Genomic DNA, 23,682 nt, shown 5'->3' on the forward strand with positions numbered 1-23,682 from the left:
GGATTATGCGAAAGTCTGCGGGATTGCTCAAACGCCTGGAGCTCTCCCGGACAGCCTTGGTTATTTCCGATTATACCGGCTTGGCGCTCCGCCTTGGCAGGGCAATCTGCCGTCGCCGCTAAGCTATGCCATAAATTCCCGGCGCCTCTGCAAGCATCAAAAACTGCTGATAAGATGCACCGTCTTGGCCGGGAACGCTGCGGCCACAGCGATTTTGCATCCCTTATCTCTATACAGTTTATTTACTGGAAACCACAGGAAACCATATGACCCAATCCACGCCACGCGTTGCCGATCACCCGGCCCATCCGCAATTCCTCAGCCGCTGGTCGCCACGCGCCTACGCCCAGGATGAAATTTCAGAGCAAGAATTGCTGACCATCCTTGAAGCAGCGCGCTGGGCACCATCGTCCTACAACTCGCAGCCATGGCGGTTCGTCTTCGCCCGCCGCGGCACGCCGCAGTGGACCAAATTGCTGGGTTTGCTCAACGAATTCAACCGCAGCTGGGCTGAAAACGCCGCCGCACTGGTGATCGTTTTGTCAAAAACCACTTTTGCGCCGCCGGGCAGCAGCGAAGAATTGCCTTCGCCTACCCATTCTTTCGATGCCGGTTCGGCCTGGGGTTACCTGGCGCTGCAAGCCAGCATCTCCGGCTGGCATGCGCATGGCATGGCTGGTTTCGACAAGGAAAAGACGCGTACCGAACTGGGCGTACCGGCCAATTTCGCCATTGAAGCAGCGGTAGCCATCGGCAAGATCGGCGACAAGGCCATGCTGCCGGAAGGTTTGCGCGCCAAGGAAGAGCCTAGCCCGCGTTTGCCTTTGCAAGCGCTGGTGTCGGAAGGTACTTTCAAGGCCTGATCGCCCTTGCATATTGTTTCGACAAGTAAATTCAATGCGGGTTAACGGTGCAAACTGTTAACCCGCATTTTTTTGCAATGCCTCATTCAAATACGGGCCGGAAGAAGCTGCGCTCGTAACTAATAATGCACTTGGTTTCCTCGGCATACTTGAAGGCGAGCAGGCATTCCGGATCGTTCGCCATCTTGATGCGATATTGTTCGTAGGCGGCAAGGCTGGGAAAGGTGAACAGCGCCAGGGCGACGTTGTTGGCGCCTTCCGACGGCAAGAAATAACCATGGTGCGTGCCGCCGAATTTCTCGACCAGCGGTATCCACAATTTTCCGTAGTGCTCGAACTCCTTGAGTTTTCCGGCGTCGATGATGTAGCGCAGATAGCAGGTAACCATGTATTTTCCTTGGAGCAGGTTTAACGTTTATAAGACCTTGTTGAATATCTAAGAGGACTTACGCAAAATCGTCCTGACAAAGCGCAACGACGAAGACAGTACGAATGTACGGCTAGGAGATGCAACGCGGTCAGGGCGGTTTGCGTAAGTCCTATCTAACTGCGTTGCCAGTTGACCAGCACGATCCCGCTCAGCACCAGCAAAGCGCCAAACACGAACGGCAAGCCGATCGGATCGTTCAGCACCAAGACGCCAAAACTGACTCCGAACAGCGGCGTTAAAAATGAAAACACGGTAAGCCGGGAGGCGAGGTATCGGCGCAGCATCCAGAACCACGCAAGGAAACTGCCGAAAGCCACGATCAGCGACTGGAACACCAAGCTGACCCACATGATGCCCGTCAGCGGCGCGACTTCCGTCTGACCGGAAACCAGCGCCAGCAGCGGCAACGCCAGGGCGGCGACCACCAGCTGGTACCACAAGGTCATGCTAGGCGACGTATTGGTCAGGACGCTGCGCTTGATCATGATGGTGGTTGCGGCCCAGAATACGGCGGCCAGCACGCCTAGCGCATCGCCGACCAGGGTGCGGCTGAAACCCGCGCCGGCTTCAAAGCCGCCGGCGAACGCCACCGCGATGCCGGCAAACGCCGCCAGCACGCCCAGCCACTGGGTGAGGCCGAAGCGTTCGCCCGGCACCAGCCAGTGCAAACCCAGCACGGTGAAAATCGGCGCGGTGTAGACGAATACCGACATGTGGGAAGCGGTGGTGTAGTTCAAGCCGATGGAAACGCACAGGAATTCACCGGCAAACAGCAAGCCGGTCGCCAGGCCCGGCCAGAAGCTACCGTCGGTCAGCGAAAATTTGCTGCCGCGCCACCACATCAGGCCGCTCACCAGCACCGCCGCCACGGCCGAACGCAAGCCATTCTGCAAAATCGGCGAAATGCTCGGCGCCGCCACCTTGATCGCCACCTGCTGCAACCCCCAGCACATACAAAGGATTAACATCAGGCTCATGGCCAGGCCGTCTAACGGTTTGCGGGTAGTAGGCATATTGCGGTCTTTCACTAATAGGACTTACGCAAAACTGCCCCAGCGGCGTTACTCCTCCTAGCCGTACGCCGTACTGTCGTCGTCGTGCCTTGCTGGGACAGTTTTGCGTAAGTCCAGACTAATTCTAAAACGGGGGGAAGATTGTTTGTCATAAATGTCATTTTACTCAGCGTTGATTTATCCCTATCATCAACGTCATTGGCCGCTATCGCGGGCCCAGAGATCAGATTGCAAGGAGTATGCTTGAAAGTAGTCACTTTTGCATTGCCGGCGATATACACGACATACACTGATGGCCGGAGCAGATGATTCATATGCTAAAGAACGCGCCGGCCAGCGGCACCGCAACCCCGTCCCGCCCCCGCAAACTACTGCTGTTAAGCGTTTCCGCCGGCGCCGGCCACATGCGCGCTGCCGAAGCGCTGAGGGCTTACGCCTCCGCCGAATTCCCGGATACCGAGGCGATCCACCTGGATGCCATGGATTTCGTCCCCGCCGGATTCCGCGCGGTGTATACCGACTTCTATCTGCATCTGGTGAACCGCCATCCCGCGCTGTGGGGCTATGTTTATCAAAAGAGCGATAAAGCCCTGAGCAGTTCGCCGACGCAAAAACTGCGGCGCGCGATCGAGCGCATCAGCACCCGCCCCTTGCGCAAGGCGATCCAGGCGGCTGCGCCGGACGCCATCATCTGCACCCATTTCCTGCCGGCCGAATTGCTGGCGCGTGAAATCGGCAAGCAGCGCGTGGTATGTCCGGTATGGGTGCAGGTCACGGATTTCGATTTGCACAGCATGTGGCTGCAACCGCTGATGCGGGGCTATTTCGCCGCCACCGAGGAAATCGCCTACCGCATGCGGGCGCGCGGGCTGGCGGCTGACGCGGTACATGTGACCGGGATTCCGATCATGCCGGGTTTCGGCCAGACGCTGGAGCGGCGTCAATGCGCACAGCAATTCGGGCTTGATCCGGAGCGCAAGATCATCTTGATGATGTCCGGCGGCGCCGGCATCGGCGATCTCGACAAAACGGTACAAAGATTGTTATCGCTACCGACCGATTTCCAGCTGGTGGCGCTGGCCGGCAAGAACGCCGCCATGCTGGCCGACCTGCAGCAGCTGGCGGCGGCGCATCCGACGCGCCTGTTTCCGTTCGGCTTCACCAGCCGGGTCGATGAACTGATGGCCTGCGCCGACCTGGCGATCACCAAGCCGGGCGGCCTGACCACTTCCGAATGCCTGGCGATGGGCGTGCCGATGATCATCCACTCGCCGATTCCGGGACAGGAAGAACGCAACGCCGATTATCTGCTGGAACAAGGCGCTGCGCTAAAGGCCATCGACCTGACCGCGCTCGAATACCGGCTGCAGCAGTTGTTGCAGCAACCGGAGCTGCTGCAGCGCCTGCGCCAGCGCAGCCTGGCGCTGGGCCGGCCGCAAGCCGGCCGCGCCGTGCTGCAAACGGTGCTCAGCAAACTTGATTCTCCATTCTTTCCATCCTCGCCATGACTGCTTCCACACCTTCTCGCCGCGTGTTCGGCATGCTGTTCTGGTCAGCACTGACCGCCTTCTTTTTCGCCAACGTCGAAATCCAGATCGAAGGCGCCGCGGGCTGGGCCGCCAATCTGCCGACCTGGCGCATCGAGCATCACTGGCTGCTCGACATCTTCTGGGGCGGCCGCGCCATGACCGGCTACCACGCCTGGATTTTTCCGTTCATCGCCTTGATGTTCCACTATCCGATCTGGTTCAACGGCAGCTGGGACTGGCGCGCCGAGGGTCGCATCATGGCCTCCATCATGGTGTTCTGGATCAGCGAAGACTGGCTCTGGTTCGTGCTCAATCCGGCCTACGGGCTGGTGCGCTTCAACCCGATCGACGTGCCGTGGCACAAGCACTGGCTGGGCGGCGTGCCGGTCGATTACTGGATTTATTCGACAGTGGCGATCGTGCTGTTGTGGCTGGCTGAACGCAAGCCACGGCCGAGCCGCGTTGCACTGAGCCAGAACTGATTTAACGTTATCCCACTCAAAAAAAAATCTACCCGCCGTTGAAACGACATTATTTTTCACGATGTCGCTTCAGTGGCGCGGCCAGCACGTAAACATTCCTTCTGTCGTTGTACATATTGCGCACTTCCGTATTTGAAGAACGCGTGTTCTCTTCGCCTTCTTTCATCACTTCATACATATATGCATCTCTACTTCTGTATAGAAGTAGAGATGCATATATGTATTGTAATAACAGCTGGAACTTGGTAAATTGCGGGCCCTTACAAAGTTTGAAATGCTGTTGATGCTTAATCAAGTAAATTCGAAAATAAATCCCAAAAAAAACCTCCAAAAAGACGAAAAAAACGCGTCTCTCTTGCAAAAAAACGGGTCTCTCTCACCAGAAAATGCGTCTGATCCGCGTCTCCCTCGCTATTTGCAGGTCCGAGACGATCTGCTGAAAAGGATCGTTTTGCGTAGCTGGGCCGCTGATGAAGCGCTGCCGTCTGAAGAAAAACTGGCCGCCGAATATGAAATTGCGGTTGGCACGATGCGCAAGGTGCTCGACACGCTGGTCAATGACGGTATCGTCGACCGCGTGCGTGGACGCGGGACATTTGTGGCGCGCGCTGCAGAACGCTCTTCGATGCTGCATTTTATCCGCGCCAAGGGCACAAGCAGGGACGCACTGCCGGTGGCCGAGATCCGCGCAATGACGACCGCGATACCGCCAGCCGCGGTAGCGGAAAAGCTCAAGCTCAAGCCGCGCGACAAAACCCTTTACCTACATCGCACTAGGTCTTTCAATGATGAAATCGTCTTGTCGGAACACATCTGGCTGCCGCTGGCGCGCTTCCGCAAGCTACAAAAATATCTTAAAAGCAATTCTCCGCCTTTTTTGTATCCCATTTATGAGAGCGAATGCGACGTGCTGGTCTCGCGCGCCATCGACGACTTGACGGCAAAGCCCTTGAACCGCGCCAACGCCGCCGTATTCAAGCTGAAAACCAAGACCATGGCGATCTGTGTCGAGCGTCTGATGCTAGACCATGCCGGCGAACCGGTCGAATGGCGCAGTTCCTTTGTGCCGGCCGAGCGCTTTCAATACTCCGCGGAAGTGCGATAACAGAGCCAAACCGGCCGCACGCCATCCTCCCAGACCGTCGATTCGCGACGTATTCCTGCACTTCGTCGCTTTCCGCTTTTCCCGCCTCTGCGGCGACCAGATAATCGCAGCAGATCAATCAACGGGAGCACAACATGTTTGCACAAATCATTTCACACACGCCGCTTTGGGTATGGGCATTGCTGGCATTCCTGGTGTATCGCGGCGTCCTGGCCAGCGTTGACCGTGAAGCCACGCTGAAAAAGCTGTCCATCATTCCGCTGGTGATGCTGGCGCTTTCCTGGGAGGGTATATCAAGCCATTTCGGCATCACGCCATTGACCTTGGCGTGCTGGTTGCTGCCCGCAGGTATCGCGGCTTCTCTCAGCTGGCTTTTTTTCCGGAAGGATCGGGTGACCGCGCATCCGGACCGCGGTGTGGTGTTCCAGCGCGGCAGCTGGTTGCCGCTGATGTTGATGATGGGGATTTTCTTGACCAAATACACGGTAGGCGTGCTGCTGGCAATGCATCCGGAACTCGTTCGCGACCCGGTATTTACAGCTGTAGTGTGTTCGCTGTACGGGATTTTCAACGGCATGTTCATCGGCCGCCTGTCACGCATCGTCAGCCTGTATCGCAATGCGCAGCCATCGGCCATTCTGTATAACGGCCAGTTGAACGGTTGATGGCTGAATAAAAAAATGCCGGCCGGCGAACCGGTCGGCACCAACATCCCCCATAGGACGCTTAACCTTTTACAGCCAGGGCAGGTGGCCTAGCAACAGCGTCCGACCCGGCCATTGCCACCGTAACGCGCTTCCTGGCGTTCCTTGAAAAACTCTTCATAGCTCATCATCGGCTCGCCGGGATGGGTGTTTTCCATGTGCGTCACGTAGGTGCCGTACTCCGGCAAGCCAACCATCAACCGCATGGTCTGTCCGAGATAACGTCCGGCTTTGGCGATTTCATCCAGCATGGCCGACCTTTCAGGTTGTGGGCAGAGCGCTCGCCGGCAGCGATTCAAACGGCGTTTCGCTGGTGCTGGGCTTGTTGGCGGCGCGCGCCGCCAGTACGGTCTTGATGCCGAAACCGAGAATGCTGAGCAGCACCAGGATGAAGAACGCCGCCAGCCCGGCATCCAGGTAATCGTTGAAAATGATCTGCTGCATCTGCGCCACCGATTTCGCCGGCGCCAGCAGTTTGCCATCGGCCAGCGCCGCCTGGTATTTACCGGCGTGGGTCAGGAAGCCGACGCGCGGATTGGCGTCGAAGATCTTTTGCCAGCCGGCGGTCAAGGTGCAAATCAGGATCCAGGCGGTCGGTACGATGGTGACCCAGGCATAACGGTCGCGCTTCATCTTGAACAGCACGCAGGTCGCCAGGATCAGCGCAATCCCCGCCAGCATCTGGTTGGAGATGCCGAACAGCGGCCACAAGGTATTGATGCCGCCCAGCGGATCGACCACACCCTGGTACAGGAAGTAGCCCCAGCCGGCGACGCATAGGGCGGTGGCGATCAGGCTGGCCGGCACGGAATCGATCTTGCGCATGGAGGGCACGAAAGTGCCAAGCAGATCCTGCAGCATGAAACGGCCGGCGCGGGTGCCGGCATCCACTGCGGTGAGGATGAACAAGGCTTCGAACAGGATCGCAAAGTGGTACCAGAACGCCATCATGACCTTGCCGCCGCCGATGCTGGAGAGAATGTGCGCCATGCCGACCGCCAGTGTCGGTGCGCCGCCGGCGCGCGAAATGATGCTGTGCTCGCCGACGTCTTTGGCTACCTGCGCCAGCATTTCCGGCGTCACGTAAAAACCCCATTGCGATACCGCATGCGCAGCGGTTTCGACCGTGGTGCCAATCAGCGCCGCCGGACTGTTCATCGCAAAATACACGCCAGGCTCAATGCAGGATGCGGCGATCAGCGCCATGATGGCGACGAACGATTCCATCAGCATCGCGCCGTAGCCGATGAAGCGCGCATGGCGCTCGTTTTCGAGCAGTTTCGGCGTAGTGCCGGAAGCAATCAGCGCATGAAAGCCGGAGACCGCACCGCAAGCAATGGTAATGAACAGGAAAGGAAACAAGCTACCCGACCAGACCGGCCCGGAACCGTCCATGAACTGGGTGAATGCCGGCATCTTCAATTCCGGCGCGACGAAGACGATGCCCAGCGCCAGGCCGAGAATGGTGCCGATCTTGAGGAAGGTCGACAGATAGTCGCGCGGCGCCAGCAGCAGCCACACCGGCAGCACCGAGGCGATGAAGCCGTAGCCGATCAGCATCCAGGTCAGCTCCTTGCCGGTGAAGGTAAACATGGCGCCCAGCACCGGATGTTCCTGCACATACTGGCCGCCGACGATCGCCAGCATCAGCAATACGAAGCCGATCAGCGAGATCTCACCGATACGTCCCGGCCGGATATAACGGGTGTAGACGCCCATGAACAACGCAATCGGAATAGTCACCGCCACGGTGAACGTACCCCACGGCGATTCCGCCAGCGCCTTGACCACGATCAGCGCCAGCACCGCCAGGATGATCACCATGATCATGAACGTGCCGAACAGCGCGATCACGCCCGGCACCACACCCAGCTCCGACTTGATCAGGTCGCCGAGCGAGCGGCCGTCGCGCCGGGTCGAGATGAACAGCACCATCAGATCCTGCACCGCGCCGGCAAACACCACCCCGGCCAGTATCCACAACATGCCCGGCAGATAACCCATCTGCGCTGCCAGCACCGGACCGACCAGCGGCCCGGCGCCCGCAATCGCCGCGAAGTGGTGGCCGAACAAGACGTTCTTGTTGGTCGGCACATAGTCCAGCCCGTCGTTGTACTTGTAAGCCGGCGTCATGCGCGTGGCGTCCAGGCCCAGCACCTTGTCGGAAATATAGAGGCTGTAGAAACGGTAAGCGATCAGATAGACGCAGACTGCGGCGATCACGATCCAGATGGCGCTGATGGATTCGCCGCGCTGCAGGCCGATATAGCCGAACGCGAACGCACCGAGCAGGGCCAGCGCAAGCCAGCCCATTTTTGAAGATAGACGATTCATTGGTCTCCTCCCAGAGGGAAAGAATGTTGTTAGATGTTGTTTTTATTAGCGTGCCGCCGGCGCCAGCCAGGCAGCATGACCGCGGCCAAAGTATTTGGCATACAGGGCCCGAGAACAAGCGAGAAACTACGCAAGGTTTTTACGTAGTACTACTTAGCCCGCAATGAAATGCTCACCAAGTCCAATAGCATTTTTTACAGAATCGCTATCGATTACGGGTAAAGTAGCGCCATGAAATTACGCCAAAAAATCATCTTCCTGGCCATCGTTCCGCTGATCCTGGCGCTGTGCGCGATCGCGCTGGCGGTGCGCCATCAGGCGATTTCGCTCGGCCAGCAGCAGCGCGCAACGATCCAGGCAGCGTATTTGGCCAGCAAGGAAGCGGAGCTCAAGCACTATGTGGCGCTGGCCACGCGGTCGATTGCGCATCTCTACGATTCCGGTCGCAACGACCAGGCCACGTTGGATGAAGCCAAGGCGATCCTGGCCAAGCTGTCCTATGGCGACGACGGTTACTTCTTCATCTACGACATGCAAGGCAAGAGCCTGATGCATCCGCGCCAGCCGGAACTGGTCGGGCGCGATCTGTGGGACATGAAGGATGCCAACGGCAGCATGACCATCCAGCACCTGATAGAACGCGCCAAAAACGGTGGCGGCTTCGAGCGCTATCTGTGGGAAAAGCCCTCCAGCCATCATGTCGCGCCCAAGCTCGGTTACGTAGTAGCCCTGCCGAAATGGGGTTGGATGCTGGGCACCGGTATCTATCTGGATGATGTCGACGATGCGCTCAACAAGATTGATGCCCAGGTCTCGGGCAATATTCGCAACACCATGTGGTGGATCGCCGGTATCGCGATTTTGAGCGCGTTGGTGGTGGGGGCTTCGGGACTGGTGCTGAATATCAGCGAGCACCGGGTGGCGGACGCCAAGCTGAAAGTCCTGGCGCAGCGCGTGGTGCGTTCGCAGGAGGAGGAACGCGCGCGGCTGTCGCGCGATTTGCACGACGGCATCAGCCAGTGGCTGGTGTCGATCAAGCTGCAGATCGAAGCCGGCATCACGCGACTCGACAACTGCCCGCAGCATGCCGCGGCGGCGCGCTCGACTTTCGAACGCACCGCCGGCCAGCTGAATGACGTGCTAGGCGAAGTGCGGCGCATTTCGCACGATTTGCGGCCGGCGATCCTGGATGATCTGGGCCTGGCGGCGGCGCTTGAACACCTGACGCAGGAATGGCTGGAACATGCGGGCATTCCGATCATCTTCAAGCACACCGGCAATACCGACGGCCTGCCGGCGGTCGCCAATACGGTACTATTCCGCATCGCTCAGGAAGCCTTGACCAACATAGCCCGTCACTCGCAGGCGACGCAGATCGAGGTGCTGTTGCAAGGCCCGGTTTTGCAAAATCAACCGCAAGCGATTACGCTAGCCGTGCAAGACAACGGCGTCGGTTTCGATGTCGATAAAATCGACGGCAATCCCAAACGCGGCATCGGCTTGCGCAATATGGTCGAGCGGCTGGAAGCGGTCGGCGGCCATCTCGACATTATGTCTTCGACGGCGGGCACCCGCGTGCTGGCAACCATTTCCCACACATCTTATGTCTGAAACCATTACCAAGATCATGCTGGTCGACGATCATCCGCTGGTGCGCGACGGCTTGCGCGCGCGGTTGGAAGCGGTGCCGGGCTTCGCCATCGTGGCCGAGGCCGGTAGCGCCGAGGAAGCCTTGCAGCGCGCTGAGGAGCAGCCGATCGACCTGATTCTGATGGACATCAACCTGCGCGGCAGTAGCAACGGCATCGACCTGACGGCGCGCTTCCATGCCAGCTTCCCGGAAATCGCGGTGCTGATCCTGAGCATGCACGACAAGACCGAATACCTGATGCAATCGGTGCAGGCCGGCGCCCGCGGCTATGTGCTGAAGGACGCGCCCGGCAAGGACATCGTGCATGCGATAGAAACGGTGATTTCCGGCGGCATGTACTACAGCGCGGCGCTGGCGCAGAAGCTGGCGCGGCCGATGACGCCGGGACAGTTGCTGACGGCGCGTGAGCGCCAGGTGTTGCAGCACATCGCCAACGGCGAATCGAACAAGCAGATTGCGCGCGACCTCGATTTAAGCGTGCGCACGGTGGAAACCCACCGCCTCAACATCAAGCGCAAGCTGGATATCGAAGGGCAGGCGGAGCTGATCAAGTTTGCGGTGGAAAATAATTTCCGCTGAAGAGCGGTGCCAGCGATTATTACCCTAGCTTACCTTCAACCGCCAGTTCGCGAATCATGCGGATGGTGTCGATATCCGCTTCCTGATAGGCAGAACGCCGGAACTCATCGTAAAACTCTTGCTCGGCCTGCGCCGCCGGCTGCCGCTCGACCGCATCGTCTTCATATTCAAAACGCACAAACAGCATTTCCTGTTCCGGTTCTTCAATCGTCATGATCAGGCTGGAGCCGGTAATGTCCGGCTGTTGCGGCACCTGGTAGCGTACCTGCAGCAGCGGCAGATAGCTGACCACATCCTTGACTGTTACTTTTCCATAACGCAATTCGCGCGTGACCGATTGCACGGATTTGTCCGACAGCTGGCAAGCATCCAGATGTTCGACGAACAACATCGGCTGCTCGGCCCGCATCACCAGCCCGCGCCATAGCTGCTCGCGGGTCAGGGAATCGATCAGCGGGTTGAGGGGATCGTTGATTTCGATCAGATGGCTGAATTTCATGGCATGTCCGGCAAAATAGTTGATAGGGGATTGTCCCATATTCGGCACAGGAACTGGAGCCGAGCTTGTCCGACCCGCGCGCACTGTTAAAATACAGCGCTTTGCTCCCTTCCGGTCCGCCGCTGCGCCGTCACTTATGTCGTCCACCCCCAATTTCGGTCTGAATGCTCCCCAGCGGGAAGCCGTCAAGTATCTCGACGGTCCCTGCCTGGTGCTGGCCGGCGCCGGCTCGGGCAAGACGCGCGTGATCACGCAGAAGATCCAGCATCTGATCGAGGATTGCGGCTACGACCCCAAGCATATTGCGGCGCTGACCTTTACCAACAAGGCGGCCACCGAAATGCAGGAGCGTATCGCCAAGCTGCTGAAGGACCCGAAACAGGCCAAGCACATCACGGTCAGCACTTTTCACTCGCTGGGAGTCAAGATCCTGCGTCAGGAAGCACGCGGCGTCGGCCTGAAAGACCGCTTCTCGATCATGGACAGCGACGATTGCTTTTCTATCGTGCAGGATCTGGCGATCACCACCGACAAGCAGCTGGTGCGCCGCATCCAGACTGCCATATCGCTGTGGAAGAACGGCCTGATCGATCCGGAACAAGCCGTCAAGGATGCCGTCACCGAGGATGAAGCCCAGTCCGCGCGGATTTACCGCAGCTATGTGGCGACCCTGGCGGCTTACCAGGCGGTCGATTTCGACGATCTGATCCGCCTGCCGGTGGAACTGTTCCGCAGCAACGAGGCGGTGCGCGACAAATGGCAGCGGCGGCTGCGCTATCTGCTGGTCGATGAATATCAAGATACCAATACCTGCCAATACGAACTGGTCAAGCTGCTGGTGACCGGGCTCGGCAAGAAGCCGATGTTCACCGCGGTGGGCGACGACGACCAGGCGATCTACGCCTGGCGCGGCGCCACCATCGAAAACCTGAAAACCCTGCAGGTCGATTTTCCCGACCTGAAAGTGATCAAACTGGAACAGAATTACCGTTCTTCCACCCGTATCCTGCAAGCCGCCAATGCGGTGATCGGCAATAATCCCAAGCTGTTCGACAAGAAACTGTGGTCGGAACACGGCCTCGGCGATCCGATCAAGGTGATGGGCATGGAAGATGACGAGAAAGAGGCGGAGCAGGTGGCGATCATGCTGTCGGCACACCGCTTCGAACGGCGCGCCAAATTCTCCGACTACGCCATCCTGTATCGCGGCAATCACCAGGCACGGATATTCGAGAAAGCGTTGCGGCGCGAGCGGATTCCGTATTCAATGTCGGGCGGCCAGAGCTTCTTCGACCGCGCCGAAATCAAGGACATCATCAGTTACCTGCGCCTGATCGCCAATGAAGACGACGATCCGGCCTTCATCCGCGCCATCACCACGCCCAAGCGCGGCGTCGGCCAGGCCACGCTGGAAGTACTGGGCACGGTGGCAGGGCAGTGGCAGTGTTCGTTGTTTGAAGCGGTGTTCAAGGGCGGCATCGAAGCCAAGCTGACCGACCGCCAGCTGTATCCGCTGCGCGAATTCTGCCATTTCATCAACCAGCTGGAAGCCCGCGCCAGCCGCGTCGGCCCTTCAGGCAGTGGCGAAAACGCCGCCGCCGTGCTGGACGACATGATGAAAGAGATCAATTACGAACATTATCTGTACGACAGCTTCGATGACCGCGCGGCGCAAGGCAAGTGGCAGAATGTGCTGGATTTCACCAACTGGCTGAAAGAAAAAGGCACCGGCGGCAAAGATGGCGCCGGCGACGAGCGCAATCTGCTGGAACTGACGCAGATGGTGGCGTTGATGTCGATGCTGGAAGGGCGCGACGAAGAACCGGATGCGGTGCGCATGTCGACCTTGCATGCCTCCAAGGGGCTGGAATATCCGCATGTGTTCCTGATCGGGGTCGAGGAGGGCATCTTGCCGCACAAGGGCGATCCCGATGCGCCGCCGGAAACCATCGCCGCCCGTATCGAAGAAGAACGGCGGCTGATGTATGTCGGCATCACGCGCGCCCAGCGCAGCCTGCACGTCAGCTGGTGCAAGAAGCGTAAACGCGCCGGCGAATCGATCGTTTGCGAAATATCGCGCTTCGTCAAGGAAATGAAGCTGGACGAGGGCGACGCCATGCCGACCGAGGCCGAACAGATCACGCCGCAGAATCGTCTGGCCAATTTGAAGGCTTTGTTGCAGAAGCCGAGAGCGGCATGAGATGATAGGCATCACAGCGAAACCCATCAGGAGTAACAAATGAGCATAGACAACATCAAGACCTCGCTGGAAAAGCTCCGCGCCACGCTGGAGAGCAACGGCACGGTGGATAGCGAATTGAAGACTTTGCTGCAAACCCTGGATACCGACATCCAGCAGCTGCTGAAATCCCCGGATACCGCCGCAGTGGCCGCGCCGGCGCCAGGCATCCGTTCCGAATTGGTGGAACGCGCCCAAGGCATTTCGGCGCGCCTGGCGGTGAAACATCCGCACCTGGAACCGGTATTGCGCGAAATCGCCGATACGCTGACCAACATGGGTATCTGATTACCCAGTCAATCTGACTTTGCAGGCGGGGCCAGCCCTGTCTGCCATCGCCAAGAACGCCTCAAACTCCCCCGTTACGTAACGTTAACCTATCGGATACGGCCTAAATCGCCGCACAGCGTGTGGCCATGAAGCCGTGTGCTGCGATTGCTTATTTGATTGCTTATTTATTGGAACATTATGTGGTTTAAGAATCTTCAGATCTACCGTATCCCCGCACCATGGGCCATTTCGGCCGAACAGCTGGAAGCTTTCCTGGCGCCGCAGGCATTCGCCAAGTGCAGCAGCCTGGAATTGCAAAGCCAGGGCTGGTTGTCGCCGCGCGAAAACGGCATGCTGGTGCACACCGTGAATCGCCAGATGATGATCTTGCTGGGCACGGAAAAGAAATTATTGCCCGCTACCGTCGTCAACCAGGTCACCAAGGCGCGCGCCGCCGAAATCGAAGAACAGCAAGGCTATGCACCCGGCCGCAAGCAGCTGAAAGACCTCAAGGAACAAGTTACCGACGAATTGCTGCCGCGCGCGTTCAGCATCCAGCGCAATACCTGGGTCTGGATCGATCCGGTCAACGGTTGGCTGGTGATTGATGCGGCTAGCCCGACCAAGGCGGAAGAAATCCTCAAGCTGCTGCTGGGCTCGGTCGACAAGTTGCAGATTTCCGGTTTGCGCACCGTGCATTCGCCGTTGACTTCGATGACCAACTGGCTGGCCTCGGACGAAGCGCCGCACGGTTTTACCGTCGACCAGGACACCGAACTGCGCGCCGCCGGCGAAAGCAAGGCCACCGTGCGCTACGTGCGCCACACCATCGAAGCCGACGACGTCCGCCGCCACATCGCCTCCGGCAAGCAATGCACGCGGCTGGCGATGACCTGGGCCGACCATATCTCCTTCGTGCTGACCGAATCGCTGGCGATCAAGCGCATCGCGCCGCTGGACGTGCTGAAGGAAGGCAACGACACCAGCAGCAAGAACGACGACGAACGTTTCGATTCCGACATGATGCTGATGACCGGCGAGCTGAGCAAGATGCTCAACGATATCGTGTTTGCGCTGGGTGGCGAACCGGCGGTCTGAAGTTGATGGCGCAATGCTTCAAAGACGTTGAAGCATCGCGGCAAGAGGTCGTTCGGCTTAAAAAGCCCGGATGGTGGTACCGCCGTCGGAAGACTCGAAGCTGTCCGGGCTGATCATGACGCGGTTGCGGCCTGCGGCCTTGGCGCCGTACAAGGCCATGTCGGCGCGCTGGAACGCTTCGTCGATACTCTCGCCAGGGCGGAAATCGGTAATCCCGATGGAAGCCGTCAGGATGATGTCCTTGCCGAACTTGTTCCAGTCGTACATTTCCGTCTCCGCACAGATGCGGTCGAGGGCAGTCACGCCTTCCCGCACCGTGGTGCCGGTCAGCACCAGCACGAATTCGTCGCCGCCGTAGCGGGCGAAGTGGTCGCTCAGGCGCATCTCGTTGCGGACGATCTCGACGAAGGTCTTGAGCACCATGTCGCCAGCCGCATGGCCGAAATTATCGTTAACCGACTTGAAGCCGTCCAGATCCAGGATGGCAATGCAGAACGGCGTGCCGCCGCGCTGGAAGCGTTTCTGCTCGACCGCCAGGATTTCCATCAGCGAACGGCGGTTTTCGATATTGGTCAGCTCGTCGCGGGTGGCCAGCTCCTGTACCCGTTTCATGGACTTCACCAGTTGCAGGTTCTGCTCGGTAATCTTGCGTTGCATGCGGCTCAGCATATTGGCCAGGTAGATGCAACGGCCCAGCGTCAGAATGAACGACAGGCAGACCAGCAGCTGGCTAAGATTGCTGCCGACCGGGAATTGCAGGTGCGAGCCCACCAGGCTGAACGCCAGCACCAGCCCGAGCGAACCGATCAGCCAGCTCGCCACGTTCCAGAAAGTACTGAGGCCTAGAGCACCGAAGGCGTAGATAACGAAGAAATTGATCAGGAACAAGTAGCCGACCTGAGGCGCCAGGATCAAAAAGCCGGTCTGCATCAGCAAAGCCATCGCCACTTGCGGGAAAGTCAGGCCAGGATCTTTAGAACGGCGCTGGTAGCCGCTTCTGATCAGCATGTAGAAGATCACGGTCACCACCACCACCGCCATGCCGTAGAGCAGCGCGATTTCCGGCTGGATCACGCCGGCATGGGCAAATCCCCATAGCAGCAAGGCGTCCACCACCCCGCTCAGGGCGACTCTCCCCAGCATGCCTAATGCCATCGCATTCACTTCTTTTCGTCGTTGCGCTTTCATTTCCCCGAATTTCCTTTGAACGCCATTGTTGCCACTGGTTTCTTCAGCCGTATTGGCGACAAGCAGCCACGCATGACAGACAGCAATTCATTTTTTTGGGAGAAATGGATGCAGGACATGACACTAAAGGGGAACAATAATGCCATGTTTTGGGGAGCGCACGAATGCGGGGTTGAGTAATGTATCAAAATTGTTGCACAACAGATACTCTATAGCTTATCGGAAAATTAAGCCGCATCTGACTATCCTGATTCAGGTATGGAAGCAGAGCGGCGCAAACAGGACCGAAAAACAGAGCGTCTTTAGTGATTTAAAGGGATCAGGGGAATATGAGAGTCATTATTTTGTTATTAGTTGCTGTCGGGATAGGCGGTTGGTACTGGAATCGTCAAAATAGCATCGATGAGACTGCCGTTACGCGCTTTTACGATACCGCCACCGAACACGTACTGAACGGCCGCGGCAAAGAACTGTGCGCCATGCTGACCAAGGATTTTACGCGTACCGGCATCAATTCGACCAGCCAGGGCCGCATCCAGGAAAACGCCGACAAGCAGGAGACCTGCGACAAATACGACAAGATGTTCGACAGCATGGCCCACACCGGCGGCATGCTGTCGGCCAATTACCAGATAAACATCGAGCATATCGAGATCGGCCGGGACAAGCGTAGCGCCGAGGTGAAGCTGGCGACCAATGTCAGCATGGCGATCGGACCGATCGGCAAGGTTGCCGAGACCAGGGATAAAAGCGTGGAAACGCTGGTGATACGCAATGGCAAGGTGATGCTGCAAAAATCGGAAGGGACTGCGATTACCAGGACTATCGGCGATCGCTTCTAAGAATTTAGGAAAATTCAGGCAAAAAAAGACGACCATAATGTCGTCTTTTTTTACGTTCCAAGCAAATTGACCATGGAAATAAAAACGCCCGCTTGCGCGGGCATTTGTATTCTTGGCGGAGTGGACGGGACTCTCCTACATGTCGCAGGCCGCTGCTGCGCTTGCAAGCGCAGCCCTTCGCGTCCCGCCGAAAGCCGCGCAGGCGGCTTTCTCCACTCCGCAGAGTGATATCCCCTGGCGGGAATATGAAATCGGGTTCTGAAATAAAAACGCCCGCTTGCGCGGGCATTTGTATTCTTGGCGGAGTGGACGGGACTCGAACCCGCGACCCCCGGCGTGACAGGCCGGTATTCTAACCAACTGAACTACCACTCCTAAACTACTCTTCATTAAGATCATTTGGCTACTTGGTGGGTGCTGAGAGGCTCGAACTCCCGACCTACGCCTTGTAAGGGCGCCGCTCTACCAACTGAGCTAAGCACCCAAAATGCACACTTAGTCAGCCAAATTTTCTTGCGTATGTCACTACGCCTGAAGGGGGCAGATTGTACAATGGTTTTTTTAAAAAAACTAGCGCTTCGTCAAAAATTGTTTAAAAAATTTTCCCTAGCCCCGCATTTCCCCTTGTAGCCTCACAAATCCCGCTCATGAAATCGCCATGCGGCGGGCCCGCGGTCCGGCGCACTCTGCTATTCTTTCGGCTGAATTGGTTTTCCAGAAAAAGGAACGCCGGGTTCATGTCGACTGTCGTAACCAGTCGCAGCTCCGTACCTGACGCAGATCGTTGTACGCGGTGTTGATTCATGCGGCGGCGCAGCAACGATCTATCGTCCTCATAGAAATATACAATTAATGCTATCAACGAATTGTATATAATTAAATTTTACTATCAAAAGGGCACCACGATGAAAACAATCGGACAATCTCTCGCACCATTCAAGGTCGAAGGCGTAAAGCCTGGCTTCAACCTGCCTGAAGAAAACGGCGTATCGGCGTTTGAAACCATCACCGAAACTTCGTTTCCTGGCAAATGGAAGATCCTGTACTTCTACCCAAAGGATTTCACATTCGTCTGCCCGACTGAAATCGTTGCCTACAACAAGCTGACCCGCGACTTCGAAGACCGCGATGCCGTCTTGCTGGGTGGTTCTTCCGACAATGAATTCGTGAAACTGGCATGGCGCCGCGAACACGCTGACCTGAGCAAGCTGAGCAACTGGCAGTTCGCCGACACGACCGGCAGTCTGATCGACCAGCTGGGCATTCGCCACGAAGCCGGCGTTGCACTGCGCGCGACTTTCATCATCGACCCGAACAACGTCATCCAGCACGTTACTGTCAACAATCTGGACGTCGGCCGTAATCCTGAAGAAACACTGCGCATCCTGGACGCTCTGCAAACTGGCGAACTGTGCGCCTGCAATCGCGCTCCTGGCGGCGAAACCCTGTAATCCATCCGGATTCGATCAAGCGCCGTGCGCTTGATCCGGTTTGATGCCGACAGCAATTCAGTAATGTAACAAACGTCTGTAACGGGGCCTGGCTAACGCCGGCGCCTCGCCTACAAACACGATTTGAATTCAGTATTTAAGGAGAAACCATGGATATGCTTCAACTACGCGACGCCATCCCGTCGTATGCCAAAGACGTCTGGATCACCCTTGATGGCGCTTTGAACAAATCCGGCCTGGCGCCGGAAGTCGCAGCGGCCGCAGGCATTGCAGCGGCAATCTCGGCCGGCAGCCCGCAACTGGTTGAAGCGTTCCAGGGTTTGACTACCGAAGCCGAAGCCACCGCAGCCAAGACCGCGGCGGCCATCATGGGCATGACCAACATCTGGTACAGCTACCTGGAACTGGCCGATGACGCCGAGTTGAAAACCCAGCCGCCGCAAATCCGCATGCAAGGCTACGCCACCCATGGCGGCGTCGACAAGAAGCACTTCGAAATCTATACGCTGGCGGCATCGATTGTCGGCAAATGCCGCGGCTGCATCACCGGCCATATCGCCGAACTGAAAAAGCTGGGCATCACGCCGGCGGAGCTGCGCGATATCGGCAAGCTGGCGGCAGCGGTCAACGCCACCAGCAAATTGATCAAACTCAGCTGATCCGGGCATCGGTCTTATCCGCTTAAGAGCCATCCGCGCAAGCCGATGGCTTTTTATTTTGGCAGGCGGCCGCTCTCGGCCTAAAATGAGGGAAGAGCCATGCGCGCACCCCAGGAGACCGCGATGAACGCCAGAATCAATTCAGGTTTGTACTGCGCGGCGGCATTGCTACTGGCGGCCTGCACCAGCAAGGTGGTAGAAGTTCCGCCGCTGCCGGCTACTACCCCCGACGCCACCTCGACCGCCACTACGATGGATGACTACAAAAGCGCGCTGGCGCAGAGAATCGTCGCCGTCAATTCGACCCAGGTCTATATCGGCCGGCCGCAAGCGCTGCTGCGCGCCGTGATCGTGGTGAAATATTATGTGAATGCCGACGGCCAGTTGCTGCGCGCGGAAATCCTGCGCACAAATAAAGACCGCAAGGCGGAAGCCAGCGCGCTGGCCGCGGTGCGTAAAGCCGCGCCCTTCCCCAAACCCGACAGCAAATTCCTGCGGCGCGGCGAAGTCGAGATCGCCGAAAGCTGGCTGTTCAATGACGACGGCCGTTTCCAGCTGCGCTCGATCGCCGAACGGCAGATGGACGAATAGCGCGGCCAGCCAGACTTGCTTCGCGCGCGCTTCTCGCCTACCATCGAGCTACCAGCCAGAACGCAAGGAGCCGCTACGAGTGGCTCTTCAACACATCGCGTTCGCCCCATATCCCCTTTTTCTACGAGACAGCACAGTAATGGATATCAAGCCGCCAATCACCATTTCCAGCTTCGACCTGGAACGCATTGAACAATTGCTGGCATCGGCCGCCTACCGGAACCTGCCGGGCATCGATGCCCTGGAACAAGAACTGGGCCGCGCCACCGTGGTCGATCCGGAACAAATTCCGCCGGGCCTGATCACCATGAATTCCGCGGTCCGCTTCATCGATGATGTCAGCAAGGTCGAATACGACCTGACGCTGGCCTATCCGAGCGCGTCCAATCCGCCGGACGCGGTATCGATCCTGGCGCCGGTCGGCAGCGCCTTGCTCGGCCTGTCGGTCGGACAATCGATTTCCTGGCAAGGGCCGGGCGGCCGTCCTCTGCAACTGCGGATCCTGGACGTGACCTACCAGCCGGAAGCCAACGGCGAGTTCCATCTTTAGTTTGAGCCTTGGTTTCAGTTTTAACCGCATTCGCAATCGCGCAGCAGCCGGCAACGCTGCCGTCGCAAGTTTTCAAGACGTCGAGCCATCGCGTCAGTTACGCAAAATTACGCAAAAAGTAAAGACAGGTCATCATGTTAAGCGCAGATTATCAACGCCCTCCCAAGCTCTACCGCTATTCGGAGCGGCAATGGCTGGAACGCTCTTTGACGCTCGGAGAATTCCGCCTGCGTCCGCCCGCAGAAAGCCTGCAGATCAGTAACCTGCACCATCCACGCAACTCGGGCGCCAAAGCCCTGCCGCAGTTGCTGACGCTGAGCATGAGCAGCAGCGACGACGCCAGCCTGTTCAGCGCCTTTGCGCCGGCCGACTGCTGCCTGGTGATTCACAACACGGAAGAATTCGGCGAACTGATTCATCGCGCCGCCCAGCGCGTGCTGCCCAGCTGGGCCGGGATCGACGCCGCCATCTGCTATGGCCAGCCGAGCCCGCTGGGAGCGACATTTACCAAACCCAAGCGCGACGCCCCCCATCACGAATGGCTGTTTGCCTGGCGTCCGGCGCAAGCGACGATTACGCTGCGTCCCATCGTTATCCAGATCGGCAATATTGAAAAGATCGCGGAACTGCGCGACAAGAAATAACCGCAGATTGTCTGTTACCTGCGCCAATCTGTGCACATTTGCCGGCATGGACACATTGTTGGCAGATTGGCACAGTAGCCTGTATTATCGTTGACACTGCTTAAGCTAACCCGGCCACAGCCGTCATAGCGGGTATTCGCTATACTGAAAAACCACGAATCAAGGAGCCACACAATGCACAGATCCACCCTGAAAACCACCCGCAGCGACGTCCGTAGCCTGGTCAAGGATGCGCAGGAACTGTTCCGCGAAGCCGCCGCGACCACCGGCGAGAAAGCCGAAGACCTGCGTCAAAAAGGTTTGGAACTACTTGACGCGGCTGTGTCTAAAGCACAAGACGTGCAAGCAGCTGCAATCGAAACCGGCAAGGAGATCGCCGCCACGACCGACGACTATGTCCAGGAAAATCCGTGGAGCGCCATCGCGATCGCCGGCGGTATCGGTTTGCTGCTCGGCCTGGCCATTTCCCGTAAATAAACGCAGCATAACTGTCAGGCACGCATGAACCCACAACAACCCAAGCACGGCAGTCCGGGTCTGGTGTCCGGGCTGGTCGGCACCGCCAAGAACATGTTTGCGCTGGTGATCAGCCGCATCGAGCTGGCCGCTCTGGAGTTTTCAGAGATCGGCTCGCACCTGCTGAAACTGTTCCTGATCTGCGCGCTCAGCATTGTCGCGCTGTGGTTTGCCCTGGCCTTCTGGAGCGCTCTGGTAGTAGTGCTGGCGTGGGAATCCATGGGCTGGAAAATACTGGTGATCCTGGGTGCATTCTTTACCCTGGTGGCGATCGGTTCGGCCTTGTATGTACGCAGCGTCTTGCGCCAGGGCCGGCTCGGTTTGCCAGTCACCATGGCCGAGCTGCGCAAAGATCGCGACGCCCTACTTTGAGCACGGAACCCGACATGAGCCGATACGCAGGACTGGACAGCCACCTTTCAACCGCCGAGCGCAAGCAGAAACTGCTGGCGGAAGGTGCTATCTTTCGCGCTGAAATGCTGCATTCACGCGATATCGTTCGCGCCAATCTCAACACCAGATCGCTGGCGACCGTTCTATTGGGGCGCGCCAGCGGCATCGCCTCTTCCTTGATCGGCACTTCAAGCGCGCTCAAGGCCAGCAATTTGCCGGCCATGTTGCCGCTGCTGGTGACCGGTGTGTCCTGGCTCTCCAGGCGCGCCACGCGCAAACCCTTTTTAATCGGCGCTGCAGTAATCGCAGCAATCGGCGGCGCCGTTTTTGTCAGCAGTAGAAATAGCAAGGAAACAACGGATGATGAACTACGGTGATCTCCAGCCGGAGACACCGTTTTTTCTGATGCTGTCTCAATCTTCGAGAGGAAAGACCATGAATAAATTCAAATTAGGCGCTCTGGTTCTGGCAGTGACCATGGCAACTGCAGGTTGTGCCGACATGACGGAGACCCAGCGCGGAACCGCTTATGGCGCCGGCGCCGGCGCGGTTCTCGGCGGCCTGGTAGGCGGCATCGCCGGCCCCGGCGGCGCTGGACGGACAGCTGCCGGCGCTGCGATTGGCGCTGCGATTGGCGCGGTTGGCGGCAATATCTGGGGCAAGCACCAGCAAGACCAGAAACTGGCGATGGAAAGAGCGACTGCCGGCACCAATGTGCAAGTCACGCAAACTGCGGATAACCGTCTGAAGGTCAACGTGCCTGCAGATACCGGTTTTGCAACCGGACGCGCCGATCTCAATCCAGCCCTGCGCCCGATCCTGGACCAGCTGGCGACAACCCTGGTGCAAAACCCGGCCTCCCTGGTGGAAGTCTATGGCCACACGGATAGTACCGGCACGGACGCCATCAACAATCCGTTGTCACGTCAGCGCGCGCAGAATGTCAGCAGCTATCTGAGCAGCCGCGGCGTCGCACCGAACCGCATCACCTCGGACGGCCTCGGTTCCACGCAGCCTCTGGTCGCCAACGATACGGCTGCCAATCGTGCGGTCAATCGCCGTGCTGAAATCTTTGTCCGCGAACCGGCTCCTGCCCAACAGCAGGGACAAATGCAGCCGCAAGCACGCGCCTATTGATCTCTAATCCAAGGTCTTGGGCAAAAAAAAGCCAGTCAATATATTGACTGGCTTTTTTTACGACCGGCTACGCCGAATTACTTTGCTGCCGGCTCTGCAGCAGAAGCTGCCGCACTTGCAGAAGCATCGGCAGCTGCGGCTGGAGCAGCCGGCGCCGGAACTTCAGGCTCCTTGAACTTGCCACCGGACTGGTTAGCCATGTAGACCACTGCGCGCGCCACTTCGATATCGTCCAGATCAGGATTGCCGCCTTTGGCCGGCATTGCCCGCAAACCGTGCATGGCATAACCAACCACCTTGTCATAGCCGTCGGCCAGACGCGGACCCCAGGCGCCGGCATCGCCGACCTTGGGAGCACCGGCTGCGCCGGTTGCGTGGCAAGCGGAACAGGTGGACTTGAAGACTTCTTCGCCGGACAGCAACTGCTTGGGCGCGTTGACATCCTTGAAGGTGAAACCGGCGTCGGCGACCGGCTGGATACGGGCAGCGATCGCCTCCGGCGTCTGTCCTTCGGAACCAGCGCCGACCTTCTTGCCGGCAGTGACATATTGCACCAGCAAGACGATGCAAATGATAGGTACCAGAAAACCGGCTGCAATAGCAATGATCAGTTGCTTAGGCGTCTTGATCGCGGATTGATGTTCTTCGTTTTGTGCGTCGCTCATAATTCCCTCAGTGCAATTTTCAAAGCCGTAGCCGGATACGCGCCAAAAAACCGTTCAAACTGTCAGAACAGCCCACGATCCCTCGCCAAACCCTTGATTATAGTCGCAATAAATACTATTTGGAACGAACAACAGTTGCTTTACGTGGACGCGCGCGCAGAAAAACGGTATCCTTCATGCCTCTTCACCGTTCCTCTCATGCGGCTGTAGCTCAGTGGATAGAGTATTGGCCTCCGAAGCCAAGGGTCGC

The 23,682-nt window shown here is 58.0% G+C and carries 27 protein-coding genes and 2 tRNA genes; 20 read left to right on the forward strand and 9 right to left on the reverse strand.

Translation table 11 applies throughout. The features are described from left to right. The first annotated feature begins 266 nt into the window (after positions 1-266). On the forward strand, positions 267-863 hold the full coding sequence (locus ABI171_RS04770; RefSeq protein WP_348091458.1) for a nitroreductase family protein: 597 nt from the start codon (positions 267-269) through the stop codon (positions 861-863). Positions 864-945: 82 nt separating this feature from the next. Here ABI171_RS04770 and ABI171_RS04775 read toward each other — a convergent pair whose 3' ends face one another. Both ABI171_RS04775 and ABI171_RS04780 read right to left on the reverse strand, forming a co-directional pair. Then, positions 946-1,251, reverse strand: coding sequence for an NIPSNAP family protein (locus ABI171_RS04775; protein ID WP_348091459.1), 306 nt, complete (start codon positions 1,249-1,251; stop codon positions 946-948). A gap of 155 nt (positions 1,252-1,406) precedes the next feature. Next, on the reverse strand, positions 1,407-2,306 hold the full coding sequence (locus tag ABI171_RS04780) for a DMT family transporter (RefSeq protein ID WP_348091460.1): 900 nt from the start codon (positions 2,304-2,306) through the stop codon (positions 1,407-1,409). 305 nt (positions 2,307-2,611) lie between these two features. Here ABI171_RS04780 and ABI171_RS04785 point away from each other — a divergent pair, with 305 nt between their 5' ends. The 4 genes from ABI171_RS04785 to ABI171_RS04800 all read left to right on the forward strand — a co-directional run bounded on the left by ABI171_RS04785 (position 2,612) and on the right by ABI171_RS04800 (position 6,087). After that, a complete protein-coding gene (locus ABI171_RS04785) occupies positions 2,612-3,814 on the forward strand; it encodes a glycosyltransferase (protein WP_348091461.1) in 1,203 nt (400 codons plus the stop codon). Then, complete coding sequence (locus tag ABI171_RS04790) at positions 3,811-4,317, forward strand: hypothetical protein (protein WP_348091462.1); 507 nt, start codon at positions 3,811-3,813, stop codon at positions 4,315-4,317. The genes ABI171_RS04785 and ABI171_RS04790 overlap by 4 nt, the downstream gene beginning before the upstream one ends. A 283-nt stretch (positions 4,318-4,600) precedes the next feature. Next, a complete protein-coding gene (locus tag ABI171_RS04795) occupies positions 4,601-5,422 on the forward strand; it encodes a GntR family transcriptional regulator (protein WP_348091463.1) in 822 nt (273 codons plus the stop codon). Between the two features lie 134 nt (positions 5,423-5,556). After that, entirely contained in the window at positions 5,557-6,087 is a 531-nt protein-coding gene (locus tag ABI171_RS04800; protein WP_348091464.1) for a DUF6622 family protein, read from the forward strand. Between the two features lie 89 nt (positions 6,088-6,176). On the opposite strand, the gene ABI171_RS04805 is transcribed toward ABI171_RS04800, so the two are convergent. After that, the gene (locus ABI171_RS04805) at positions 6,177-6,377 is read right to left on the reverse strand and encodes a YbdD/YjiX family protein (protein ID WP_348091465.1); all 201 of its coding nucleotides are present in this window, start codon (positions 6,375-6,377) and stop codon (positions 6,177-6,179) included. Between the two features lie 10 nt (positions 6,378-6,387). Continuing rightward, entirely contained in the window at positions 6,388-8,460 is a 2,073-nt protein-coding gene (locus tag ABI171_RS04810; protein ID WP_348091466.1) for a carbon starvation CstA family protein, read from the reverse strand. 231 nt (positions 8,461-8,691) lie between these two features. On the opposite strand from ABI171_RS04810, the gene ABI171_RS04815 reads away from it, so the two are divergent. Then, the gene (locus ABI171_RS04815; RefSeq protein WP_348091467.1) at positions 8,692-10,071 is read left to right on the forward strand and encodes a cache domain-containing protein; all 1,380 of its coding nucleotides are present in this window, start codon (positions 8,692-8,694) and stop codon (positions 10,069-10,071) included. Beyond that, positions 10,064-10,690, forward strand: coding sequence for a response regulator transcription factor (locus tag ABI171_RS04820; RefSeq protein ID WP_348091468.1), 627 nt, complete (start codon positions 10,064-10,066; stop codon positions 10,688-10,690). Before ABI171_RS04815 ends, ABI171_RS04820 begins: the two co-directional genes overlap by 8 nt. Positions 10,691-10,709: 19 nt before the next feature. Here ABI171_RS04820 and ABI171_RS04825 read toward each other — a convergent pair whose 3' ends face one another. After that, positions 10,710-11,189: an SRPBCC family protein gene (locus ABI171_RS04825; protein ID WP_348091469.1), complete on the reverse strand. Its 480-nt coding sequence runs from the start codon at positions 11,187-11,189 to the stop codon at positions 10,710-10,712. A gap of 136 nt (positions 11,190-11,325) precedes the next feature. Between ABI171_RS04825 and ABI171_RS04830 the strand changes: the two genes are divergently transcribed. The 3 genes from ABI171_RS04830 to ABI171_RS04840 all read left to right on the forward strand — a co-directional run bounded on the left by ABI171_RS04830 (position 11,326) and on the right by ABI171_RS04840 (position 14,796). Continuing rightward, positions 11,326-13,389 (forward strand): UvrD-helicase domain-containing protein, encoded by a 2,064-nt coding sequence (locus ABI171_RS04830; protein ID WP_348091470.1) that lies wholly within the window; start codon positions 11,326-11,328, stop codon positions 13,387-13,389. Positions 13,390-13,428: 39 nt separating this feature from the next. After that, positions 13,429-13,716 (forward strand): DUF4404 family protein, encoded by a 288-nt coding sequence (locus tag ABI171_RS04835; RefSeq protein WP_348091471.1) that lies wholly within the window; start codon positions 13,429-13,431, stop codon positions 13,714-13,716. Between the two features lie 180 nt (positions 13,717-13,896). Further along, positions 13,897-14,796, forward strand: a complete 900-nt coding sequence (locus tag ABI171_RS04840) for a recombination-associated protein RdgC (protein WP_348091472.1) — start codon at positions 13,897-13,899, stop codon at positions 14,794-14,796. 57 nt (positions 14,797-14,853) lie between these two features. Here the strand turns inward: ABI171_RS04840 and ABI171_RS04845 are convergent, their stop codons facing one another. Continuing rightward, entirely contained in the window at positions 14,854-15,984 is a 1,131-nt protein-coding gene (locus ABI171_RS04845; RefSeq protein WP_348091473.1) for a GGDEF domain-containing protein, read from the reverse strand. Between the two features lie 329 nt (positions 15,985-16,313). On the opposite strand from ABI171_RS04845, the gene ABI171_RS04850 reads away from it, so the two are divergent. After that, positions 16,314-16,826, forward strand: a complete 513-nt coding sequence (locus ABI171_RS04850; protein WP_348091475.1) for a hypothetical protein — start codon at positions 16,314-16,316, stop codon at positions 16,824-16,826. Between the two features lie 298 nt (positions 16,827-17,124). Here the strand turns inward: ABI171_RS04850 and ABI171_RS04855 are convergent. Then, positions 17,125-17,201, reverse strand: a tRNA-Asp gene (locus ABI171_RS04855). Positions 17,202-17,234: 33 nt separating this feature from the next. Then, positions 17,235-17,310 (reverse strand) — tRNA-Val (locus ABI171_RS04860). Positions 17,311-17,731: 421 nt separating this feature from the next. Here ABI171_RS04860 and ABI171_RS04865 point away from each other — a divergent pair. From ABI171_RS04865 to ABI171_RS04905, 9 genes are all read left to right on the forward strand, one after another. Then, positions 17,732-18,277: a peroxiredoxin gene (locus ABI171_RS04865; RefSeq protein ID WP_348091476.1), complete on the forward strand. Its 546-nt coding sequence runs from the start codon at positions 17,732-17,734 to the stop codon at positions 18,275-18,277. 149 nt (positions 18,278-18,426) lie between these two features. Then, positions 18,427-18,936, forward strand: coding sequence for a carboxymuconolactone decarboxylase family protein (locus tag ABI171_RS04870; protein WP_348091477.1), 510 nt, complete (start codon positions 18,427-18,429; stop codon positions 18,934-18,936). Between the two features lie 99 nt (positions 18,937-19,035). Further along, positions 19,036-19,527, forward strand: coding sequence for a TonB family protein (locus ABI171_RS04875; protein ID WP_348099221.1), 492 nt, complete (start codon positions 19,036-19,038; stop codon positions 19,525-19,527). A gap of 139 nt (positions 19,528-19,666) precedes the next feature. Beyond that, the gene (gene rnk, locus ABI171_RS04880) at positions 19,667-20,077 is read left to right on the forward strand and encodes a nucleoside diphosphate kinase regulator (RefSeq protein ID WP_348091479.1); all 411 of its coding nucleotides are present in this window, start codon (positions 19,667-19,669) and stop codon (positions 20,075-20,077) included. A gap of 134 nt (positions 20,078-20,211) precedes the next feature. Next, entirely contained in the window at positions 20,212-20,721 is a 510-nt protein-coding gene (locus ABI171_RS04885) for a hypothetical protein (protein WP_348091480.1), read from the forward strand. 174 nt (positions 20,722-20,895) lie between these two features. Further along, a complete protein-coding gene (locus ABI171_RS04890) occupies positions 20,896-21,198 on the forward strand; it encodes a DUF883 family protein (RefSeq protein ID WP_348091481.1) in 303 nt (100 codons plus the stop codon). 24 nt (positions 21,199-21,222) lie between these two features. Next, positions 21,223-21,609 (forward strand): phage holin family protein, encoded by a 387-nt coding sequence (locus tag ABI171_RS04895; RefSeq protein ID WP_348091482.1) that lies wholly within the window; start codon positions 21,223-21,225, stop codon positions 21,607-21,609. A gap of 14 nt (positions 21,610-21,623) precedes the next feature. After that, positions 21,624-22,007 (forward strand): hypothetical protein, encoded by a 384-nt coding sequence (locus tag ABI171_RS04900; protein ID WP_348091483.1) that lies wholly within the window; start codon positions 21,624-21,626, stop codon positions 22,005-22,007. Positions 22,008-22,065: 58 nt separating this feature from the next. Continuing rightward, positions 22,066-22,767: an OmpA family protein gene (locus ABI171_RS04905; RefSeq protein ID WP_348091484.1), complete on the forward strand. Its 702-nt coding sequence runs from the start codon at positions 22,066-22,068 to the stop codon at positions 22,765-22,767. Between the two features lie 77 nt (positions 22,768-22,844). Here ABI171_RS04905 and ABI171_RS04910 read toward each other — a convergent pair whose 3' ends face one another. Beyond that, positions 22,845-23,432, reverse strand: coding sequence for a c-type cytochrome (locus ABI171_RS04910; protein WP_348091485.1), 588 nt, complete (start codon positions 23,430-23,432; stop codon positions 22,845-22,847). Positions 23,433-23,682 lie beyond the last annotated feature (250 nt).

The sequence above is a fragment of the Collimonas sp. genome (genome assembly GCF_039923675.1).
Taxonomy (GTDB): domain Bacteria; phylum Pseudomonadota; class Gammaproteobacteria; order Burkholderiales; family Burkholderiaceae_D; genus Collimonas.

Bases quoted from the DNA above. Each gene is read 5' to 3' on its own strand.
- ABI171_RS04770 (WP_348091458.1), top strand. From the start codon at position 267: ATGACCCAATCCACGCCACGCGTTGCCGATCACCCGGCCCATCCGCAA.
- ABI171_RS04775 (WP_348091459.1), bottom strand. From the start codon at position 1,251: ATGGTTACCTGCTATCTGCGCTACATCATCGACGCCGGAAAACTCAAG.
- ABI171_RS04780 (WP_348091460.1), bottom strand. From the start codon at position 2,306: ATGCCTACTACCCGCAAACCGTTAGACGGCCTGGCCATGAGCCTGATG.
- ABI171_RS04785 (WP_348091461.1), top strand. From the start codon at position 2,612: ATGATTCATATGCTAAAGAACGCGCCGGCCAGCGGCACCGCAACCCCG.
- ABI171_RS04790 (WP_348091462.1), top strand. From the start codon at position 3,811: ATGACTGCTTCCACACCTTCTCGCCGCGTGTTCGGCATGCTGTTCTGG.
- ABI171_RS04795 (WP_348091463.1), top strand. From the start codon at position 4,601: ATGCTTAATCAAGTAAATTCGAAAATAAATCCCAAAAAAAACCTCCAA.
- ABI171_RS04800 (WP_348091464.1), top strand. From the start codon at position 5,557: ATGTTTGCACAAATCATTTCACACACGCCGCTTTGGGTATGGGCATTG.
- ABI171_RS04805 (WP_348091465.1), bottom strand. From the start codon at position 6,377: ATGCTGGATGAAATCGCCAAAGCCGGACGTTATCTCGGACAGACCATG.
- ABI171_RS04810 (WP_348091466.1), bottom strand. From the start codon at position 8,460: ATGAATCGTCTATCTTCAAAAATGGGCTGGCTTGCGCTGGCCCTGCTC.
- ABI171_RS04815 (WP_348091467.1), top strand. From the start codon at position 8,692: ATGAAATTACGCCAAAAAATCATCTTCCTGGCCATCGTTCCGCTGATC.
- ABI171_RS04820 (WP_348091468.1), top strand. From the start codon at position 10,064: ATGTCTGAAACCATTACCAAGATCATGCTGGTCGACGATCATCCGCTG.
- ABI171_RS04825 (WP_348091469.1), bottom strand. From the start codon at position 11,189: ATGAAATTCAGCCATCTGATCGAAATCAACGATCCCCTCAACCCGCTG.
- ABI171_RS04830 (WP_348091470.1), top strand. From the start codon at position 11,326: ATGTCGTCCACCCCCAATTTCGGTCTGAATGCTCCCCAGCGGGAAGCC.
- ABI171_RS04835 (WP_348091471.1), top strand. From the start codon at position 13,429: ATGAGCATAGACAACATCAAGACCTCGCTGGAAAAGCTCCGCGCCACG.
- ABI171_RS04840 (WP_348091472.1), top strand. From the start codon at position 13,897: ATGTGGTTTAAGAATCTTCAGATCTACCGTATCCCCGCACCATGGGCC.
- ABI171_RS04845 (WP_348091473.1), bottom strand. From the start codon at position 15,984: ATGAAAGCGCAACGACGAAAAGAAGTGAATGCGATGGCATTAGGCATG.
- ABI171_RS04850 (WP_348091475.1), top strand. From the start codon at position 16,314: ATGAGAGTCATTATTTTGTTATTAGTTGCTGTCGGGATAGGCGGTTGG.
- ABI171_RS04865 (WP_348091476.1), top strand. From the start codon at position 17,732: ATGAAAACAATCGGACAATCTCTCGCACCATTCAAGGTCGAAGGCGTA.
- ABI171_RS04870 (WP_348091477.1), top strand. From the start codon at position 18,427: ATGGATATGCTTCAACTACGCGACGCCATCCCGTCGTATGCCAAAGAC.
- ABI171_RS04875 (WP_348099221.1), top strand. From the start codon at position 19,036: ATGCGCGCACCCCAGGAGACCGCGATGAACGCCAGAATCAATTCAGGT.
- rnk (WP_348091479.1), top strand. From the start codon at position 19,667: ATGGATATCAAGCCGCCAATCACCATTTCCAGCTTCGACCTGGAACGC.
- ABI171_RS04885 (WP_348091480.1), top strand. From the start codon at position 20,212: ATGTTAAGCGCAGATTATCAACGCCCTCCCAAGCTCTACCGCTATTCG.
- ABI171_RS04890 (WP_348091481.1), top strand. From the start codon at position 20,896: ATGCACAGATCCACCCTGAAAACCACCCGCAGCGACGTCCGTAGCCTG.
- ABI171_RS04895 (WP_348091482.1), top strand. From the start codon at position 21,223: ATGAACCCACAACAACCCAAGCACGGCAGTCCGGGTCTGGTGTCCGGG.
- ABI171_RS04900 (WP_348091483.1), top strand. From the start codon at position 21,624: ATGAGCCGATACGCAGGACTGGACAGCCACCTTTCAACCGCCGAGCGC.
- ABI171_RS04905 (WP_348091484.1), top strand. From the start codon at position 22,066: ATGAATAAATTCAAATTAGGCGCTCTGGTTCTGGCAGTGACCATGGCA.
- ABI171_RS04910 (WP_348091485.1), bottom strand. From the start codon at position 23,432: ATGAGCGACGCACAAAACGAAGAACATCAATCCGCGATCAAGACGCCT.